This window comes from Pantoea vagans, assembly GCF_001506165.1.
Classification (GTDB): Bacteria; Pseudomonadota; Gammaproteobacteria; order Enterobacterales; family Enterobacteriaceae; genus Pantoea; species Pantoea vagans_C.
In genome coordinates, this window is the sequence record NZ_CP011427.1 from 2,519,042 (window position 1) to 2,537,277 (window position 18,236).

The following is an 18,236-nucleotide window of genomic DNA, read 5'->3' on the forward strand; positions in this document are numbered from 1 at the left end:
TTTCTGTTTAGTGAGTTGACTGCAATAATCCCAGTCGTGGAATTTCAATTTTTGGACATCGGTCCATAATCACTGTCATACCCGCATCCTGCGCCAGTACCGCCGCCTGTTCATTAATGACACCCAGCTGTAGCCAAAGCGTATCTGCACCAATCGCAATCGCTTCTTGCGCTACGCCCCACGCTGCTTCCGCATTACGAAAGACATCAACCATATCGACTTTGCCCGGAATATCCGCCAATGCCGCATAGGCGGTTTGGCCCAGCAGTTGCTGCCCAGCCAGTTTTGGACTGACCGGAATCACTTCATATCCCTGATCGAGCAAGAACTTCATTACACCGTAACTCGGGCGGTCAGCACGATCGCTGGCACCGACCAGGGCAATGCGTTTGGTCTTGCTCAGCACATCGCGAATCGTTTGGTCATTCATGCAATTTCTCCTTTTCCACTCGCCTGAGTGTAGATGGCTATGCCTTACCTGTTGCAAGTCTTACAGCAGGAATCTTTGCGCGGCAGCACGAATAAATATGTAAAAATGTAAATTTACTGCCATAATGTAATAATTTGCTACACATCACCGATTTTTCCCCACCTTCCGGGAGTTGAAATGAAGCTGTCTTTGGCTGTTACGGGTTTACTCGTGTTGCTCGTATCGGCATCCTGCCATGCCATCACCTTAAAGCTCGATCCTGAGATCGATCTGCTGGTGCTGGATGGCCGCAAAATCTCAGGCTCGCTGCTGAAAGGCGCGGACAGCCTTGAGCTGGAGCGTGGACAGCATCAATTTCTGTTTCGCGTTGAAAAACCGGGGTCAGACGCCACGCATTTTCAGTCGGTGCCGATGATTGTCACCTTTAATGCCAACGCCAGTTCAGTCGCCATTCGTTTACCCTCGCTCGATAATCGCCGTGAACGTAACGCCTTTGATAAGGCACTCAATTTTCAGCTGATCGATGAACGCGGTAATGAAATCGCCAGCGTGCGCGATCGTTTGCCAAAAGAGAGTGATAGCGATCTTGAAAAGGCGATGGTGAATTATAACCGTAATGCTCAGGCGGCTTCCGTTCCACGTTTTGCTCTGCAATCAGCCAGTTTGCCTGATGCCAAAATGGATCTCGATTTTGCCTGGCAGGATGCGGGCGACCTCCCCTCCCTCCAGCGCTGGTTTGAGCGTTTTGATGCCGCCACACGTCAGCGATTTATTAGTTGGATGAAAACCTTACGCGCAAGTTGATAGTGATGAAATGCCAAGGGTAAACTCGTGCCTTAATCACTATCGCATGAGAAGAAACAGGAAGCCCTATGGAGCAGACCGTTCGTACCCTTGAAGTCAAAAAGCATATTGCCCTCGTCGCACACGACCACTGCAAAGCCTCGCTGCTGGAATGGGTTAAAGCCAATCAACCCGCGCTGCAACCCCATACCCTTTATGCCACCGGAACCACAGGCAATCTGATTAATCGCCATACGGGTTTAGACGTGAATGCCATGCTGAGCGGCCCGATGGGCGGCGATCAGCAGGTCGGTGCATTGATTTCAGAAGGGAAAATTGATGTGCTGTTCTTCTTCTGGGACCCGCTGAACGCGGTGCCCCACGATCCGGATGTTAAAGCACTGCTACGCCTCGCCACGGTATGGAATATCCCGGTGGCGACCAATCGCGCCACCGCGGATTTTATTATTCAGTCACCGATGTTTGCGCAGCAGGTTGAGATCCAGATTCCTGATTATCAGCGTTACCTCGCTGAGCGCTTAAAAGCCTAATCCTCAGGCCTTCCGACTCTGCGGTACACCTAACTCGCGGAAGTGCTCGACAAAGACGGAAGGTCGATCTTTATCAAACAGCAGCCACACCTGCTGACGGGCACGGGTTATCGCCACATAGGCCAGTCGACGCTCCTCAGCATCCGGAAAGTCCTCTGGTTGCGGTAACAAGCCCTCTTCCATGATCGATTCACGTGCCTGTGCAGGGAAACCATCACGCCCCTCGTGTAACCCCAACACCATGACAAAATCGGCCTGCTGTCCTTTGCTGGCGTGAATAGTCATAAAATCAATCTGTAATTTCGGCCAACGCGTTTTGGCTTTTTCCAGTATCGCCGGGCGAAGATGATGGTAGCGGGCTAACAGCAACACACGCTCTTCTGGCCTGGCATAACCACTCAATTTATCTAACAACGGCTCCAACTGCTCCTGTGGCAGCAGCGTAACGGATTTCTTGTTGCCCTTGGTCAAACTGTTTAACGGCTTACGCAACTGGTGTGGATTCTGCTGCACAAAGCGGTTGGCAATCTCACCGATCCGGTCGTTAAAGCGATAGGTGGTGTCCAGCACACAGCGATCGCCCTCACCGAAATAGTGATGGAAGGCGGTGGTCAAACTCATTTCTGCCCCGCTGAAGCGATAGATCGCCTGCCAGTCATCCCCCACCGCGAAAAGGCTCGTACGCTTATTTTGCTGACGCAGTGCGGTTAACAAGGCTGCACGCTGCGGTGAGATGTCCTGGAACTCATCCACCAGAATATGTTTCCACGGGCTGATAAAGCGTCCTTTTTCCAGAATGGCAATCGCCTGATGAATCAACCCAGAGAAATCGACTGCACCCTCTTCTTTGAGTGCGGTTTTCCAGGCTTTCAGTAGCGGAGCCATCAGCTTAACGCGCTTACTGAAATTATCGCGGAAATCTTCGGGTACATCGGCAATCATCGCCGCTTGTGCGCCGCCGTGCATACGCATCAAGCCAAGCCAGCGTTCCAGACGCGAAGCCAAACGTTGCGCCAGCTTGTCATCTTGCCAGTAAGGCCCTTCTGCAACATCCCATTCCAGTTCATCTTGCAGCCATTGCCGCCAGCCGCTCGCCTGCGCTTTTTTACTGCTGCACTGTTCACGCCAGGTATCGATCAATAATTGACGGCGCGCCTTACTGTCGCTTTCGAGCTTGCTGATCACCGGCTGCTTATTGCTGCCTTCACGGATAATATGCAGCGCCAGGGCGTGGAATGTGCGGGCCTGAATGGTGCTTTCGCCTAAGCGCGATTGAATGCGCTCGTTCATCTCTTCCGCCGCCTGGCGGCCAAAGGCCAGCAGCAGTATCTGATCTGGCTGCGCCAGTTTGCGCTTTATCAGCCACCCCGCCCGCGCCACCAGCACTGACGTCTTGCCACTTCCCGCCCCGGCCAATACCAGCAGAGCATCCTCGCCGTTGACCACGGCTTCACATTGGGAGGGATTAAGCGGTGTGGTTTCGACGGTAGAGAAGAATTCGTGATAATCCTTGATAACCTTCGCCGTCCATTCACGGTTACGCTGGCGGATGGCTGCGTCACCTTGCTCAAGCCACTGCTGACAGAACTGCCACAGCGCACGGCAGTTTTCAAAACTATCCAGGCGCGATAGTGGTAGAGGTAAAGCCGAGAACTGGCGTGTAATGTTCTCTTTCACCGCCGCTAACTCACTGCGTTTCAGCCAACGATCTTGCTGGGTGAAGGCCAAAATTTCGTGTTCCAGCGCGGTTAACACCTCCGCACTGACCTCACTCATCTCTACGCTCCACTGCTGCCATGCCTGCTGGAGATAATGGAAAAAGCGCTGTGTTTCCTGCCATTCAGTGCCGTGTAAGCGCACCACTTTCTCTTCTGGTAGCTGAAATTCAAGCTCTCCCCAGACCATGCCGCGCTTGCAGGTAATATTAATTAACTGGTTAAAAGGGATCAGATATTCATGACGATCGCCACTGACTTCCACTCCGGCAGCCAGCAACCGTACCCGGTTGTAGGGATGCTGAGCCAGGCGCTTACCCATTGATGTTGCTTTCAGTTCCATGTCCGCACCGTCATGTGGAATTCGATTATCGCGCAGTTTACCTGTCAGACCCTTGGCGCTCCAGCCTTAAAACAGGCTAAACTTGGCGGCACATATTGCGGATTGCAAAAGGAAAATAGCGTTATGCGCACCGTACTCAACATTCTTAACTTCGTTTTGGGTGGCGTGTTCACCACGCTAAGCTGGCTGTTTGCCACTCTTGTCAGCATCGTGCTGATTTTTACCTTGCCATTAACGCGCTCCTGCTGGGAAATCACCAAACTGTCATTGTTACCCTTTGGCAATGAAGCCGTGCATGTGGATGTATTGCGTCCTGATAGTAAAAGCAACGTCATGAATGCTGGCGGCACCTTTTTAAATATTTTCTGGCTGCTGTTTTTTGGCTGGTGGCTCTGCCTGATGCACATCTCTGCCGGGATTGTGCAGTGCCTTACCATCATCGGCATTCCCGTTGGCATTGCTAACTTTAAAATTGCCGCTATTGCGTTATGGCCAGTCGGTCGTCGCGTAGTGTCGGTGGAAGAGGCCCAGGCTGCGCGTGAAGCTAACGCGCGTCGTCGTTACTGAGGCCGCCTCCAATGCTTCAGAACGCGATGCCTGGCTGGCGACGTTATCTGTTTAATAGCAGCCTGCGCTACCTGTTACGCATCTTTTTCGCGCTTGCAGGCTGTGCGGCAGTGCCGTGGTGGTTGCAGCAGATAGAATGGACGATCCCCTTAACGCTTGGCGTAGTGGCTGCCGCGCTGGCCGATCTTGATGACCGATGGACCGGTCGCCTGCGCAATTTACTGATCACGCTAGTCTGTTTTTGCATTGCGTCAGTATCAGTTGAGCTACTGTTTCCTTATCCGTGGGCGTTCGCCATTGGCTTAGCGCTCTCCAGTTGGGGATTCATTCTGCTGGGTGCATTGGGGCAGCGTTATGCCACTATCGCGTTTGGTGCGCTGTTAATCGCCGTCTATACCATGCTGGGGATTGGTCTCTTCCCGCAGTGGTGGATGCAACCCGCACTGCTGTTGATCGGCGCATTGTGGTACAACCTGCTGACTTTTATTGGTCACCTGATCTTTCCTGTGCGACCCGTGCAGGAACAGCTGGCAGCCAGCTTCTCGCAACTGGCACGCTATCTGGAAGCCAAAGCGAATCTGTTCGATCCGGACGCTGGGGAACAAGATGACGCCAACATGGTTGCTACCGCCATGGTGAATAGCCAGTTGGTCGCGCAGCTTAATCAGACTAAAACCACCATTCAAAGCCGCTTACGGGGCGATCGCGGTTCACGCAGTACGCGCCGCAGCCTGCACTATTACTTTGTCGCGCAGGATATTCACGAACGCGCCAGTTCTTCTCATCTCCAGTACCACTTGCTGCGCAGCGACTGGCGATATAACGAAGTGCTATTCCGCTTCCAGCGACTGCTCAATATGCAGGCACAAGCGTGTCGTAAGCTGGCAGAAAACATTTTATTGCGCCAGCCGTGGCATCATGACAGCCAGTTTGAACGCACTTTCACCCGGCTTGAAACCGCCCTTGAACGCCTGCAACAGCAAGACCCACAGGACCCTCACATTCGTGCGCTATTTTGGTTACTGCGTAATCTTCGCGCGATTGATGCGCAGTTGGCCTCGATTGAATCGGAGCAAATGCTGGCCGATCCCCCCTCTTCTGGCGATACCCACCTGTCACGCGAGGGACTGAGCGGATGGCAAGATATTCGTCTCCGTTTGAGTCGCCATCTGAGCCCCGGCTCTGCACTGTTTCGCCATGCCGTCCGCATGTCGCTGGTGCTTTGTGTTGGGTACGCCTTCATTCAGATTACCGGTTTGCATCGCGGCTACTGGATTTTGCTCACCAGCTTGTTTGTCTGCCAGCCTAACTACAATGCTACGCGCCGACGTCTTGCCCTGCGTATTGGCGGCACACTGGCCGGCATTGCCATCGGCTTGCCGGTTTTGTGGTTAGTGCCGTCAATCGAGGGACAACTGGTGTTGATTGTGTTAAGCGGCGTGCTGTTTTTTGCCTTCCGCCAGATTCAATATGCGCAAGCCACGCTGTTCATTACCTTGCTGGTACTGCTTTGCTTTAACCTGTTAGGTGAAGGCTTCGAGGTCGCTCTGCCACGCATAGTCGATACGATACTGGGTTGTGGATTAGCCTGGCTGGCAGTGGCCTTTGTCTGGCCAGACTGGCGTTTTCGCAAGATTAGCGCGGTAGCTGACCGCACGCTTAACGCCAACTGCCGTTATCTCGATGCCATTATGGAGCAATACCATCAGGGCAAAGATAATCGCCTGGCCTATCGTGTGGCCCGTCGTGATGCCCACAATGCTGATGCTGAGCTTGCTTCGGTGGTGTCGAACATGAGCAGCGAGCTGAAGTTGCAACAACCGCTGCGCGAAAATGCTTTTCGGCTGTTGTGCCTCAACCATTCGTTCCTGAGCTATATCTCGGCTTTGGGGGCACACCGTGAGCAACTCACAGACCCTGAACTCCTGAGCACATTAGATGATGCCGTGTGCTTTGTGGAGGACGTCCTGCAAATTGAGCGTGTGGCGGATGCACAGGCGTTAGAGATGCAACAACAGCTAATGCAACGCTTAAGCACATTAAAAAACAGTTCAGAGTTGCAGGCACCCCTGGTGATACAGCAGTTAGGTTTGCTGATCGCGTTGCTGCCTGAAATTGCCCGCCTGCGTCGCACCCTGACCAGCCACTAACGTTGTGAACGCTCCACTTTGGGATCGATGTGGAGCGTTTTTACATACCAGGCGTACAACTCTTCTCGCGTGACCACCGGCAGTGCTGCCTGATGATGGCCCGAAATGGCGCCTTCCAGAGCCAGCAGTGTTTTTAAGCCAATATGTTTGTTGACTGCACGCAGTTTCAGCCAACTCTGACGTGACCCCATTTCGTGCAGCAACCTTACCGAACTGATGCCGACTCGATGCAACATCATCTCCATGCGTAAACTCAGGTTAGGCAAATCTTTTAAGCGCAAGGTGACGCTGCGCGTGGCGATTTCGTCCTGAGCGGCTTGCAGTGCACTGGCAGAAAGCTGCAAAAGTTGTTCGGCATCCTGCCATAACGTTGCATCGACCTTGTAGTAGTTCAATTGCACAGGTATGCCACGTTTACGATAGACCAGCGGCTCAAGTGCGCGTCTGGCGTGGTAGACCTGAAGCGCTTCACTGGCACGCAGGTAAAGTGCTTCTTCATTGATGTAGGCAAAAATCACCTTCTCAACCGTCAGCGCATATCCCCCAAACTGGGTGCGTGATTCGATCTTTCCGAGAGGTGCTAACTGAGTTTTTGACTGCACAACCATAGATTTGTTGGTTTTCATTACATCTCCTTTCCGTGAATTCTCATTAGAGAAAATTCCATAAAAACCTGGATATTCATTTGGTTAGAAGATAAAAAAATCCCATTAGCTGTTCAATGAATAAAAACATTTTGGCAGGATGTTGTGCAAAATTTGCGAGGTGTTTTCAGAAATTGAGGTTGATCTTTATCCAGGAAGACATTACTGTATATTCATACAGTCAATCACTGAGTGATTAAATTATGCGTACTCAATACTCTGGCCTTGCTGATCGTTCTTCCCGTTTTGCGACCCCAAGCTTAACGCAACCTTCTCTGGGTGGAATCACTGAACTGCGCTACAGCGAACAACCGGGTATGATGCAGATGCTGCTACTGCCGGTGCTGAAACAGCTCAGTGAACAATCGCGCTGGCAGCTATGGTTAACTCCTGCCCACAAGCTAAACCGTAGCTGGATGCAGCAGTCGGGTCTGCCGTTAGAGAAGAGTATGCATATTACCGAATCAGAGCGACTCAGCACTGTGGAAAGCATGGTGAAAGCGTTGCGTACCGGTAACTACAGTGTCGTATTGGCCTGGATTCCATACGAATTGAACGATGAAGAACGTCTGGAATTGGAATTAGCAGCGTCGGAAGGTGAAGCGCTTGGCTTAATAATGCGTCCACAAGGTCATGAACGCGTCCTGACAAGACAACCTAATCCGTCAAAAATTCCGTCGGATTTGTTTCATTAAGTAAAACCAGGAATTTTCTCACGCTATTTTTTCTTTAGATTGCAGCTAAGCCACTGATTCTTTTCCCGCCAGCTTTGACAATGGTTTAGCCGCTTTTTCTCAATCTGCTAGCGAAGATTTTGCCACGTGATTTGTTAAAATGTGTGTATAAATCCCTGTTTTTTTACTCACTGACCTCACATCATACTTGTAACTTTCCAATCTCGTTGTAGACTTTATCTCGCCAGGGTGCTCAATAACCTCCGTTTTTTCGGTAGAGTCAAAAGCGAGCGTTTAGACCCGGCGAAGGATTAACACAAAGAGCAACCTTTTTGCTCATTGCCTATTTGGATGATAACGAGGCGCAAAAATGAAAAAGACAGCTATCGCAATTGCAGTGGCACTGGCTGGCTTCGCTACCGTAGCGCAGGCCGCCCCTAAAGATAACACCTGGTACACCGGTGCTAAACTGGGCTGGTCTCAGTATCACGATACTGGTTACTACGGTAACGGTTACGAGAACAACAACGGTCCAACTCACGAATCTCAGCTGGGTGCTGGTGCCTTCATGGGCTATCAGGCTAACCCTTACCTGGGCTTCGAGCTGGGCTACGACTGGCTGGGCCGTATGCCTAACAAAGGCAGCGTGACCAATGGCGCGTTCAAAGCACAAGGCGTTCAGCTGGCAGCTAAACTGAGCTACCCAATCACTGACGACTTCGACGTGTACACCCGTCTGGGCGGCATGGTATGGCGTGCAGACTCTACTCAGACCAACCCAGACAACGGCCGCATCAGCAACCACGACACCGGCGTTTCTCCGCTGGCTGCTGTTGGTGTTGAGTACGCACTGACCAAAAACTGGGCAACTCGCCTGGACTATCAGTGGGTTAACAACATCGGTGACGCAGGTACCGTTGGTGCGCGTCCAGACAACAGCATGCTGAGCGTCGGCGTTTCTTACCGTTTCGGTCAGGATGAAGAAGCTGCACCAGTTGTTGCTCCGGCACCAGCTCCAGCGCCAGTTGTTGAAACCAAGCGTTTCACTCTGAAGTCTGACGTTCTGTTCACCTTCAACAAAGCGACCCTGAAGCCAGAAGGCCAGCAGGCTCTGGATCAGCTGTACAGCCAGCTGAGCTCAATGGATCCTAAAGATGGTTCTGTTGTAGTACTGGGCTTCACTGACCGTATCGGTTCAGAGCAGTACAACCAGAAACTGTCTGAGAAACGCGCTCAGTCTGTAGTTGATTACCTGGTATCTAAAGGTATCCCTTCTAACAAGATCTCTGCACGCGGTATGGGCAAATCTAACCCAGTTACTGGCAACACCTGTGACAGCGTGAAAGGCCGCAATGCCCTGATCGACTGCCTGGCGCCAGACCGTCGCGTTGAAATCGACGTGAAAGGTATCAAAGACGTTGTAACTCAGCCACAGGCTTAAGTTATCACGCAATAAAAAACCCCGCTTCGGCGGGGTTTTTTTATGTCTCTGACATCGCGAATGAACAATTTCGCTATTCGTTCTCCGTTCCGCCTTTGCCCAGAATCGCTTGCAAATCCTGCTTCAGAGTCGACATCTGACTGGCATACTTCTCTTTACGTTCTGCATCTTCAATCAACTGCACGATGGTCTCTGACAGCGTGTTGCTGCGTCGTTGAGCCAGTCCTGCCAGTCGTTGCCACACCAGATACTCAAGGTCGATAGACTTCTTACGCGTATGCTGATGCTCCGCATTGAAGTGGCGCTTACGGCGTGCACGGATGGTTTGCTTAAGTCGATTCTCGAGATCAGGATGAATATGCTGAGCAATCCACTCACCAACTTCAACGGGGCTGTTTTCCATTGTCAGTAAGGTATCCACCGCTGCCTGTGCAGCGCTGAGCTCAAGGTGACGGGTGATCGGCTCACCCTCCCGATGCTTTTTCACCAGGTATTTCCACTTCCATCCACTTTCAAGATTTTCGAGTTGCTGGTATTTCATCGGAATCTCATCGTGATCACGTAACAAACTAAGAATAACAGCTTTTTTCCTGGATGCAGCAAGGAAAAACATGTTGCGGTCATCACATTTCGGGCCGGAACTCCGCAGTGCTTAACCCGGTTGATTCCTGTATAATCGCGCTTTTCCTGAATCTGACTAATGCGAATATTTTGACCAGCACTCAAATTACGTGGCAAGCCCTGCAGCCGGATAGCACCCGCTACCAATCCATTTTCTCTCATGTCTCACTGGAGGATAGCGATAGTCTTGCCGCGGTTCAGCCGCGCCTGCTGAATGCGCTGGCGCATTTGCATCATCAAACACTGGGTTTTCCACTGCTGTTATTGCGTAGTCAGGAAAACAGCGACTATCTCGCCTGTATTGCCGAAGCCGCCCAACGCTTCCAGCCCGACGACGTTACGCTGTATGGCGGTGATTATCATGTGATGGGCGATAACATCAGCTTGATGCCACCCAGTGACGCTAATCGCCCCTTCACCAGCCAGGGCGGCGTGCACTACGCTGACTGGATTGAATCGGAACAGCTGTTTGGCTGTGTTCGCCAGTATAAAGATCGTATTCAGCCAGAACCGGGCCTGATTCATCGTGCCAACGGTGGAACCCTAATCCTTTCCGTCAACACGTTGCTGGCTCAACCGCTGCTGTGGCTGCGTTTACGTAAGTGCATTGAGCAAGGGCGCTTTGACTGGTATTCACAGGATGAACGTCAGCCGTTGCCGGTGAGCATCCCTTCGTTACCAATGCAGCTGCGTCTGGTGCTGTGTGGTGACCGTGATGCGCTGGCCAGCTTCCAGGAACTGGATGCTGAAGTGCATGAAATGGCGTTGTACAGCGAATTTGAAGAGAACCTGCAGGTCAATGATGAAGAGGACATGACCTTCTGGTGCCAATGGACACTCACACAGGCAGAGCAAGCTGGGCTGGAGCAACCTGAAGCGGATTTCTGGCCGCTGTTGATCACGGAAGGTGTGCGTTTTACTGGCGATCAAGACACGTTACCGCTCTGTCCACGTTGGTTACGCCGCCAGCTGCAGGAGACTGCGCTGCACGGTGACAACATGAATGCTGAAGCATTGAAAGATGCTCTGGAAGCGCGTGAGTGGCGCGAGAGCTACCTCGCTGAACGTATGCGCGATGAAATCCTGCTTAATCAGATCATGATTGAAACAGAAGGTGAAGTGGTTGGGCAGATCAATGGTCTGTCCGTGGTGGAATTCCCAGGCCACCCACGCCCGTGGGGCGAGCCTTCACGTATTACCTGTGTGGTGCATCCTGGCGATGGCGAATTCACCGATGTTGAACGCAAAGCGGAGTTAGGCGGCAACATTCATGCGAAAGGCATGATGATCATGCAGGCCTATCTGATTGCCGAGTTGGAACTTGATCAGCAGCTCCCCTTCTCTGCGTCGCTGGTGTTTGAACAGTCCTATTCCGAAGTGGATGGTGACAGCGCCTCACTGGCTGAGCTGTGTGCCTTAATCAGCGCACTGGCGAATCAGCCGCTCAATCAGCAAATTGCCGTAACCGGTTCGGTTGATCAGTTTGGTAATGTGCAGCCTGTCGGTGGCCTGAATGAGAAAATTGAAGGCTTCTTCCAGATTTGCCAGTCTCGCGAACTGACCGGTAAACAAGGGGTGATTCTGCCTGCCAGCAACGTACGTCATTTAAGCCTCAGCCAGGCTGTGGTCGATGCGGTGAAACAAGAGCAGTTTCACATCTGGGCGGTCGAAAGCGTCGATGAGGCCCTGCCGCTGCTGACGGGTGTGGCGTGGCAATCTGAAAGCGGTGAGTCACTGTTAAACACCATTCAGGAACGTATTGCCCAGTTCAATCAGCAAGAAATACGCCATCGTCCATGGCCGTTACGCTGGCTCAACTGGTTCAACCACCGCTGATTGATTTGCCCAGCGTACAACTGTTCGCTAATATTCGGGCTTCACTAAAAGAAGGCATATTGAGAACATGGTAGATAAACGCGAATCCTATAGCAAAGAAGACCTGGTTGCCTCAGGTCGCGGCGAACTGTTTGGCGAAAATGGACCGCCGCTTCCCTCTGATAACATGTTGATGATGGACCGCGTGGTCATGATGACCGAAGACGGCGGTAAATTTGACAAAGGTTTTGTGGAAGCCGAACTGGATATCCGCCCTGACCTGTGGTTCTTCGATTGCCACTTCAAAGGCGACCCGGTAATGCCTGGCTGCCTCGGCCTCGATGCCATGTGGCAGTTGGTTGGCTTCTACCTTGGTTGGCTGGGTGCCGAAGGTAAAGGCCGTGCACTGGGCGTGGGTGAAGTGAAATTCACTGGCCAGGTTCTGCCAACGGCGAAAAAAGTGACCTACAAAATTCACTTCAAGCGCGTAATCAACCGTAAACTGGTGATGGGCGTGGCTGACGGTGAAGTGTTTGTCGACGGTAACCTGATTTATACCGCGACCGATTTGAAAGTGGGCCTGTTTAAAGACACCTCTGCTTTCTAATCTCCCAAACGAAAACCTCCGCACGCAGCGGAGGTTTCTTCCTTATTGATAGACATTCGACAGTGCTAGGCCACCGCCGACCTGTCCTCCATGGCCTGACGCCAACCTCCCAACCAGTAAGACCGCGCATCGATCATTTGATAAGGGCATATCTCTTTTGAGCGCCCCGTAATCCCGGCTTGATAGCCTCTTGAATGTGCACGTTCCAGGCGGTCTCTCTTCTGTCTCTTCATGCCTCGTTTCCCTCATTTCAGGTCTGGTGGAATCTGGGTGGAAAGAAAGAGTGGTGTTTTAATGTTCAACCACAGTAATGTTCTAACCCCAAGCAGAAGAAAGGTCAATGCGCAAAATTCACGCCAATGTCATCATTTCGCCGTTAAATCGACATATATAATTGTCAATTCCCTGTATATCTGGCTGATTCGACAATAAAAAAAGCCCCTGATTTGACTGCGATCACACAACAGCAAATCAAGGACTTAGCATAAGCATCGAACAAATCTTAATTTAGAGAAATGACACTATTTGCGATTTGTTGCGCCGTTTGCTGCCAACCGAGAGCCAGAGTACGGACTAAAGCATCATAACCATCTTCCGATTGCGGCAGCGTCAGATTAAAGCCATGTTTGATTAGTCGCCCTTGATGTTGCAGTAGCCACTCGCCGCTGACCACCACCTGACCATCATAACGACCCTGGAATCCAGTGACATTAACGGACAACGTATCGTGGGTATCACCGAGCGGTGAACCGGAGACGAGGCGCCCCGGCAGTGCTTTACTTAAGTTTGTCACCAGCGTTTGTTGCAGTTGCTGGTCAAGCGGGCTGGCCCACAAGTTATTGGCGGCAATCACATATTTCACATCGCTGGTTTGATATACCAACCCATTGCCCGCCATGTAATCGGGCACCGTAACCTGCTCGACCCAAATCATCGGCTGGTTGCCACTGGATGCGCTGTCCACCCGAGCCATATTGCTGCCCGAAGGCAGCTGGTAATAGGTGTTTTCGATGGTGCTGCTGCACCCTGCCAGCAGCAGCAGCGCGCCCATAATCAGCCCTTTTCTCACTGTTTCGCCCTCTTTGGCTGCGGATCCTCGCCCGGTTTAGCTTCAAACACCAGCGCGTTGCTCTTGGTATTGAGCGTTTTGAGTACCGGCTGCAGTTCACGAAGTACCTGATCCAATCGCTGCATATCCCCCACCAGCTTGTTGTAAGCGGGCGATCCCGGTTGCAGCCCTTTCATGCTGCGATTCAGCTCACGCAAGGTTTGCTGCATATCCTCAGGTAACTTTTTCATCGCCGGGCTGGCAGTGATTTGATTCAGGTTATCCAGCGTTTTCTGCATATGCTGCATCGTACGCTGGCTCTCTTTCAACGTTCCGGTGGCCTGCTCAAGTAACGGATTGAGAGGAAGCGCGTTGATCTTATCCAGCGCGGCGACCAACTTCTGTTGAATCTGACTCAGCCCACCGCTGACGGTTGGGATCACTTCCAGACCCGCGACTTCGTTCGGCCCTTTGTACGCCGGCGCATTGTCGTAGAAATCCAAATCCACAAACAGCGCACCTGACAGCAGGTTACCAGTTTTCAGCGTGGCGCGCAGGCCGCGCTTCTTACCATCCTGCAGATGCTGCTCAAGATTGAAATCACCACCCAGTCGACTGATAAAACGATCGGGTTCGATGCGAATCAATACTGGCACACGATAATCCGTGTTCAACGCCTGATTCACACCCGGAATGGTGTAAGGCACTTGAGAAACGGTTCCCAGACGAATACCGCGGAACTCAACCGGAGCACCCACCTGCAGGCCACGAATCGAATCGGTGAAGAACAGCAGGAAATCGGTGTGCTGAGTGTAGAGTGAATCCTGGATACTGCGTTGATCGTCAAACAGATGGTATTCCGCTTTGTTGTCGGCAACCTGCCCCAGTTCCGCACCATCTGGCACGTCAAAACTGACACCGCCGCTAAACAGCGTGGTCAACGATCCCATTTCAACCCGCATGCCCGATGCCGACATATCGACGGCAATGCCGCTGTCTTTCCAGAAGCGCACATTGGTAGTGACAAGACGATCATAAGGTGCAGCGATAAACAGCTGATAGGTCATCATGCGCTTTTCGGTATCAAAGGTACTGGTCTCAACCGTACCGACACGATAACCCCGGAACAGCACCGGATCGCCTGCATTAAGCTGACCGGCCTTTTTGCTATCCAGCGTCACGCGAATACCTTTGGCATCTGGTGGAGCCAGCGGAGGCGCATCAAGTAGCTGATAACGTTCAGGTTGGTCGCCTTTAGTCCCCGGCTGAAGTTCGATATAGGCACCTGACAGCAAAGTGCCAAGACCCGTAATCCCTTCGCGTCCAATTTGTGGTTTCACCACCCAGAACACGCTGTCGCCATGCAACAGTTTTTCCATACCTGAATTGAGGCGTGCCTTGATCTCCACATGGTGCAGATCATCCGTCAACACCGCACTTTCCACCACACCGACGTTAACGCTGCGGCTTTTAATGGTGGTTTTTCCGGCCTCGATGCCTTCAGCGCTCTCGGTGATCAACGTCACTTCCGGGCCCTGATGGCTAAAATGATAAAACAGGATCCAGCCACCAATTAATAGCGTGACGATAGGTACGATCCATACCGGTGACCAGCGTTTAATCTGGTCTACCTCAGCAGTCCCGTGATGGTTGTCCGTCAAGACGCGGCTCCTTACGTTCAGTTTCCCGTAGTCGATCCCAAATCAGGCGCGGATCAAAGGTCATGGCTGCAAACATGGTGAGAATCACCACCATCGCAAACAGTAGCGCGCCTGGCGCAGGATAAACACTCATCAACCGTCCCATCCGCACCAACGCGGAGAGAATGGCGATCACAAACACATCGATCATTGACCAGCGGCCAACAAATTCCACCACCTCATAAATCAGGTGCATTTTTTCGTCATCGCGCTGCCCGCGTCCGCTGGCGTGCCAGCAAAGCCAGGCAATCGCCAACATTTTCAATGTCGGCACCATAATACTGGCTACAAAGATCACCAGCGCTACCGGCCATGAGCCATCACTCCACAGCAGAATCACACCGGCCATTATGTTCGAGGGATATTGTGAACCCAGCGTTTCGGTCACCATGATCGGCATAATATTCGAGGGGATGTAGAGCATCACTGAGGTGATCAGCAGCGCCAGCGTCCATTGCAAACTGTGTTTCCGCCGAGCTGGCGCGACTACGCCACAACGTGGGCACTCCCCCTGCGCAGTGGATAATATCGCAGTACAACAAGGGCAACTGCGTAGTCCCTGCTTCAGGCCACTGATCCCCGCCATTGGGACGATGGGTAGTGGAGGAAGAGGATCGATGCGCTGCCATACCCAACGGCGATCAACACACTGAAAAGCGCGCAGTTGCAAGACACAAAACAGGCACCACGGCCAGAAGCTACTGCCCAGACCAATATCGCCATATGCCATCAGCTTGACGAAACTCACCAGCACACCAGCCATAAAGATTTCGGCCATGCCCCAGCTACGCAGCTGGAAAAGAATACGTGCCAGCCCCAGCCTGAGGCTATGCGGCATACGTACCCGATTGACCAGCAAAATAATGGTGATCATGCAGAAAGCCGGAATGCCCTGCACAAACAGCATGAACAGCGTGGCCAGGCTGCGATAGTCTTCGCGGTCCATCACTTGAGGAATTTCGAGCAGCGAAATCTGGCTGCTCAAACCCGCAACATGCATGTTGATGAAAGGAAAAAGATTCGCCAGCACCAGCATAAAGAGTGCCGCGCAAGCGTACCCGGTTGGGCGTTTGCGCGGCTCATGCCAGTTAGCGGTGAGCGTGGTGTGACAACGTGGACAACGCGCGCGGCTGCCCACCGGCACGGCAGGCAGTTTCACGGTTAAATCACATTGTGGACAGAGTATCCACTGATGCGCCTGATCCGTTGCACACATGCTGACTTCCTCTGTGTTACGCGCCGTTTTTCAACGCTTCTAACTCTTCCCAGCGCTCAAACGCCACTTCCAGCTCTTGTTCGGTTTGCGCTAATGCATCCAGGACAGGCTGGGTCTTATCGTGTGGCTGGCTGAAAAAGTCCGGATGGCTCATTTTCGCCTGCAATTCACCGATACGTGTTTCCAGTTGCTCCAGTTTTTGCGGTAGCTGTTCCAGTTCACGCGTCAGGTTATAGCTTAGCTTGCCTGCGCTACGTTTGGACGCATCGGTTTTTTCGGCCGGTTTTGCCGCTGGAGAAGCGCTTTTCACCGCAGACGATTTAGTCTGTTTGTAAGCACTCCGCTGCAACTGCGCATCATGGTAGCCGCCGACAAAGGCACCGATCTCACCATTACCTTCAAAGATCCAGCACTCAGTGACGGTGTTATCCACGAATTGACGGTCATGGCTGACCAGCATCACGGTGCCCTGATAGCCATCCACCAGCTCTTCCAACAACTCCAGCGTTTCCACGTCGAGGTCGTTGGTCGGTTCATCAAGAATCAGCAGGTTGCTTGGCTTAAGGAACAGACGCGCCAGCAACAGGCGATTACGCTCACCGCCAGACAAGGCACGCACCGGCGTCATCGCACGTTTCGGATGGAACAGGAAGTCCTGAAGATAACCCAGCACGTGACGCGGCTTACCGTTAACCATCACTTCCTGTTTACCTTCCGCGAGGTTATCCATCACGGTACGATCCGGGTCCAGCTCAGCACGATGCTGGTCAAAGTAAGCAATTTCTAACTTGGTGCCACAATGCACGCGGCCGCTATCGGCCTTGAGCTGATCCAGCATCAGGCGCAGTAAAGTGGTTTTACCGCAGCCGTTCGGACCGATAAGCGCAATTTTATCACCGCGCTGCACCTGAGTAGAGAAGTCACGCACCAGCGTTTTGCCCTCTACGCTGTAATTGACGTTCTCCAGCTCGAAGACAATTTTACCTGAGCGCGCGGCTTCGCCGACCTGCATATTGGCTTTGCCCATCACATCGCGGCGCTCAGAGCGTTCACGACGCAGCGCCTTCAAAGCACGCACACGGCCTTCGTTACGGGTACGACGCGCTTTGATGCCCTGACGGATCCACACTTCTTCCTGCGCCAGCTTGCGGTCAAACTCAGCGTTCTGCATCTCTTCCACACGCAGCGCTTCTTCTTTACCCAACAGGAACTGGTCGTAGTCACCTGGCCAGGAGACCAGTTTGCCGCGATCGAGATCGACAATACGCGTCGCCATATTGCGAATGAATGAACGGTCATGCGAAATAAACACGATGCTGCCGGTAAAGGTTTTGAGGAACGTCTCCAACCAGTCGATGGTTTCGATATCGAGGTGGTTAGTCGGTTCGTCGAGCATCAACACGCGCGGATTGCTGACCAGCGCACGGCCAAGCGCCGCTTTACGCAGCCATCCGCCGGAGAGTGAAGAAAGCTCGGTATCCGCCTCTAAACCAATCTGCTGCAAGACGTCGTTGATACGGCTGTCCAACTGCCACAGATTCTGGTGATCCAGAATGGTTTGCAGTCGCCCCATCTCATTCAGGTTTTTCTCGCTCGGATCTTCCATCACCAGATGGGAAATCGCGTGGTAAGCCTTAAGGTGCTCCGCCTGCTCCGCCACACCTTCAGCAACGAAGTCATAAACCGAACCGGTAATGTTACGCGGTGGGTCCTGTTGCAGGCGCGAGACCACCAAATCCTGCTCATAAATAATGCGGCCATCATCCAGCGGTTGTTCACCATTGATGATTTTCATCAACGTGGATTTGCCTGCGCCGTTACGGCCGACCAGACAGACGCGCTCGCCTTCTTCGATGTGCAGTTCGGTGTTATCCAACAGCGGCGCATCGCTGAAAGAGAGGTAAGCGCCATGGATACTGATCAGTGACATA

At 52.5% G+C, this 18,236-nt stretch carries 17 protein-coding genes; 8 read left to right on the forward strand and 9 right to left on the reverse strand.

Features of this window, described 5'->3' with window-relative positions:
- Positions 1–7: 7 nt before the first annotated feature.
- Entirely contained in the window at positions 8–430 is a 423-nt protein-coding gene (locus LK04_RS11825) for a CoA-binding protein (protein ID WP_039328948.1), read from the reverse strand.
- Positions 431–607: 177 nt separating this feature from the next.
- Here LK04_RS11825 and LK04_RS11830 point away from each other — a divergent pair, with 177 nt between their 5' ends.
- The gene (locus LK04_RS11830; RefSeq protein WP_039328949.1) at positions 608–1,234 is read left to right on the forward strand and encodes a DUF2057 family protein; all 627 of its coding nucleotides are present in this window, start codon (positions 608–610) and stop codon (positions 1,232–1,234) included.
- A gap of 68 nt (positions 1,235–1,302) precedes the next feature.
- The gene (locus LK04_RS11835; RefSeq protein ID WP_039328950.1) at positions 1,303–1,764 is read left to right on the forward strand and encodes a methylglyoxal synthase; all 462 of its coding nucleotides are present in this window, start codon (positions 1,303–1,305) and stop codon (positions 1,762–1,764) included.
- Between the two features lie 3 nt (positions 1,765–1,767).
- Here the strand turns inward: LK04_RS11835 and helD are convergent, their stop codons facing one another.
- The gene (helD, locus tag LK04_RS11840) at positions 1,768–3,822 is read right to left on the reverse strand and encodes a DNA helicase IV (protein WP_039328951.1); all 2,055 of its coding nucleotides are present in this window, start codon (positions 3,820–3,822) and stop codon (positions 1,768–1,770) included.
- 123 nt (positions 3,823–3,945) lie between these two features.
- Between helD and LK04_RS11845 the strand changes: the two genes are divergently transcribed.
- Both LK04_RS11845 and yccS read left to right on the forward strand, forming a co-directional pair.
- On the forward strand, positions 3,946–4,389 hold the full coding sequence (locus LK04_RS11845; RefSeq protein WP_039328953.1) for a YccF domain-containing protein: 444 nt from the start codon (positions 3,946–3,948) through the stop codon (positions 4,387–4,389).
- Positions 4,390–4,400: 11 nt separating this feature from the next.
- Positions 4,401–6,539, forward strand: coding sequence for a YccS family putative transporter (yccS, locus tag LK04_RS11850; protein WP_039328954.1), 2,139 nt, complete (start codon positions 4,401–4,403; stop codon positions 6,537–6,539).
- Here the strand turns inward: yccS and LK04_RS11855 are convergent.
- Positions 6,536–7,165, reverse strand: a complete 630-nt coding sequence (locus LK04_RS11855) for a TfoX/Sxy family DNA transformation protein (protein ID WP_039328955.1) — start codon at positions 7,163–7,165, stop codon at positions 6,536–6,538. The genes yccS and LK04_RS11855 overlap by 4 nt on opposite strands.
- Before the next feature lie 221 nt (positions 7,166–7,386).
- Between LK04_RS11855 and sulA the strand changes: the two genes are divergently transcribed.
- A complete protein-coding gene (gene sulA, locus LK04_RS11860) occupies positions 7,387–7,878 on the forward strand; it encodes an SOS-induced cell division inhibitor SulA (RefSeq protein ID WP_039328957.1) in 492 nt (163 codons plus the stop codon).
- Between the two features lie 349 nt (positions 7,879–8,227).
- Positions 8,228–9,298: a porin OmpA gene (gene ompA, locus LK04_RS11865; RefSeq protein ID WP_039328959.1), complete on the forward strand. Its 1,071-nt coding sequence runs from the start codon at positions 8,228–8,230 to the stop codon at positions 9,296–9,298.
- Between the two features lie 73 nt (positions 9,299–9,371).
- Here the strand turns inward: ompA and matP are convergent, their stop codons facing one another.
- The gene (gene matP, locus LK04_RS11870) at positions 9,372–9,839 is read right to left on the reverse strand and encodes a macrodomain Ter protein MatP (protein WP_156138042.1); all 468 of its coding nucleotides are present in this window, start codon (positions 9,837–9,839) and stop codon (positions 9,372–9,374) included.
- Positions 9,840–9,892: 53 nt separating this feature from the next.
- On the opposite strand from matP, the gene LK04_RS11875 reads away from it, so the two are divergent.
- Positions 9,893–11,755 (forward strand): AAA family ATPase, encoded by a 1,863-nt coding sequence (locus LK04_RS11875; protein ID WP_052205974.1) that lies wholly within the window; start codon positions 9,893–9,895, stop codon positions 11,753–11,755.
- 67 nt (positions 11,756–11,822) lie between these two features.
- On the forward strand, positions 11,823–12,341 hold the full coding sequence (fabA, locus tag LK04_RS11880; RefSeq protein ID WP_034820448.1) for a bifunctional 3-hydroxydecanoyl-ACP dehydratase/trans-2-decenoyl-ACP isomerase: 519 nt from the start codon (positions 11,823–11,825) through the stop codon (positions 12,339–12,341).
- 65 nt (positions 12,342–12,406) lie between these two features.
- Here the strand turns inward: fabA and rmf are convergent, their stop codons facing one another.
- From rmf to LK04_RS11900, 5 genes are all read right to left on the reverse strand, one after another.
- On the reverse strand, positions 12,407–12,574 hold the full coding sequence (gene rmf, locus LK04_RS20135; RefSeq protein WP_007887362.1) for a ribosome modulation factor: 168 nt from the start codon (positions 12,572–12,574) through the stop codon (positions 12,407–12,409).
- A 269-nt stretch (positions 12,575–12,843) separates the two neighbouring features.
- Entirely contained in the window at positions 12,844–13,410 is a 567-nt protein-coding gene (gene pqiC, locus LK04_RS11885; RefSeq protein WP_039328963.1) for a membrane integrity-associated transporter subunit PqiC, read from the reverse strand.
- Positions 13,407–15,050 (reverse strand): intermembrane transport protein PqiB, encoded by a 1,644-nt coding sequence (gene pqiB, locus LK04_RS11890; RefSeq protein ID WP_039328964.1) that lies wholly within the window; start codon positions 15,048–15,050, stop codon positions 13,407–13,409. The genes pqiC and pqiB overlap by 4 nt, the downstream gene beginning before the upstream one ends.
- Positions 15,022–16,305 (reverse strand): membrane integrity-associated transporter subunit PqiA, encoded by a 1,284-nt coding sequence (gene pqiA / locus LK04_RS11895; protein ID WP_039328965.1) that lies wholly within the window; start codon positions 16,303–16,305, stop codon positions 15,022–15,024. The genes pqiB and pqiA overlap by 29 nt, the downstream gene beginning before the upstream one ends.
- Positions 16,306–16,321: 16 nt before the next feature.
- Entirely contained in the window at positions 16,322–18,235 is a 1,914-nt protein-coding gene (locus tag LK04_RS11900) for an ABC transporter ATP-binding protein (RefSeq protein ID WP_039328966.1), read from the reverse strand.
- Position 18,236 lies beyond the last annotated feature (1 nt).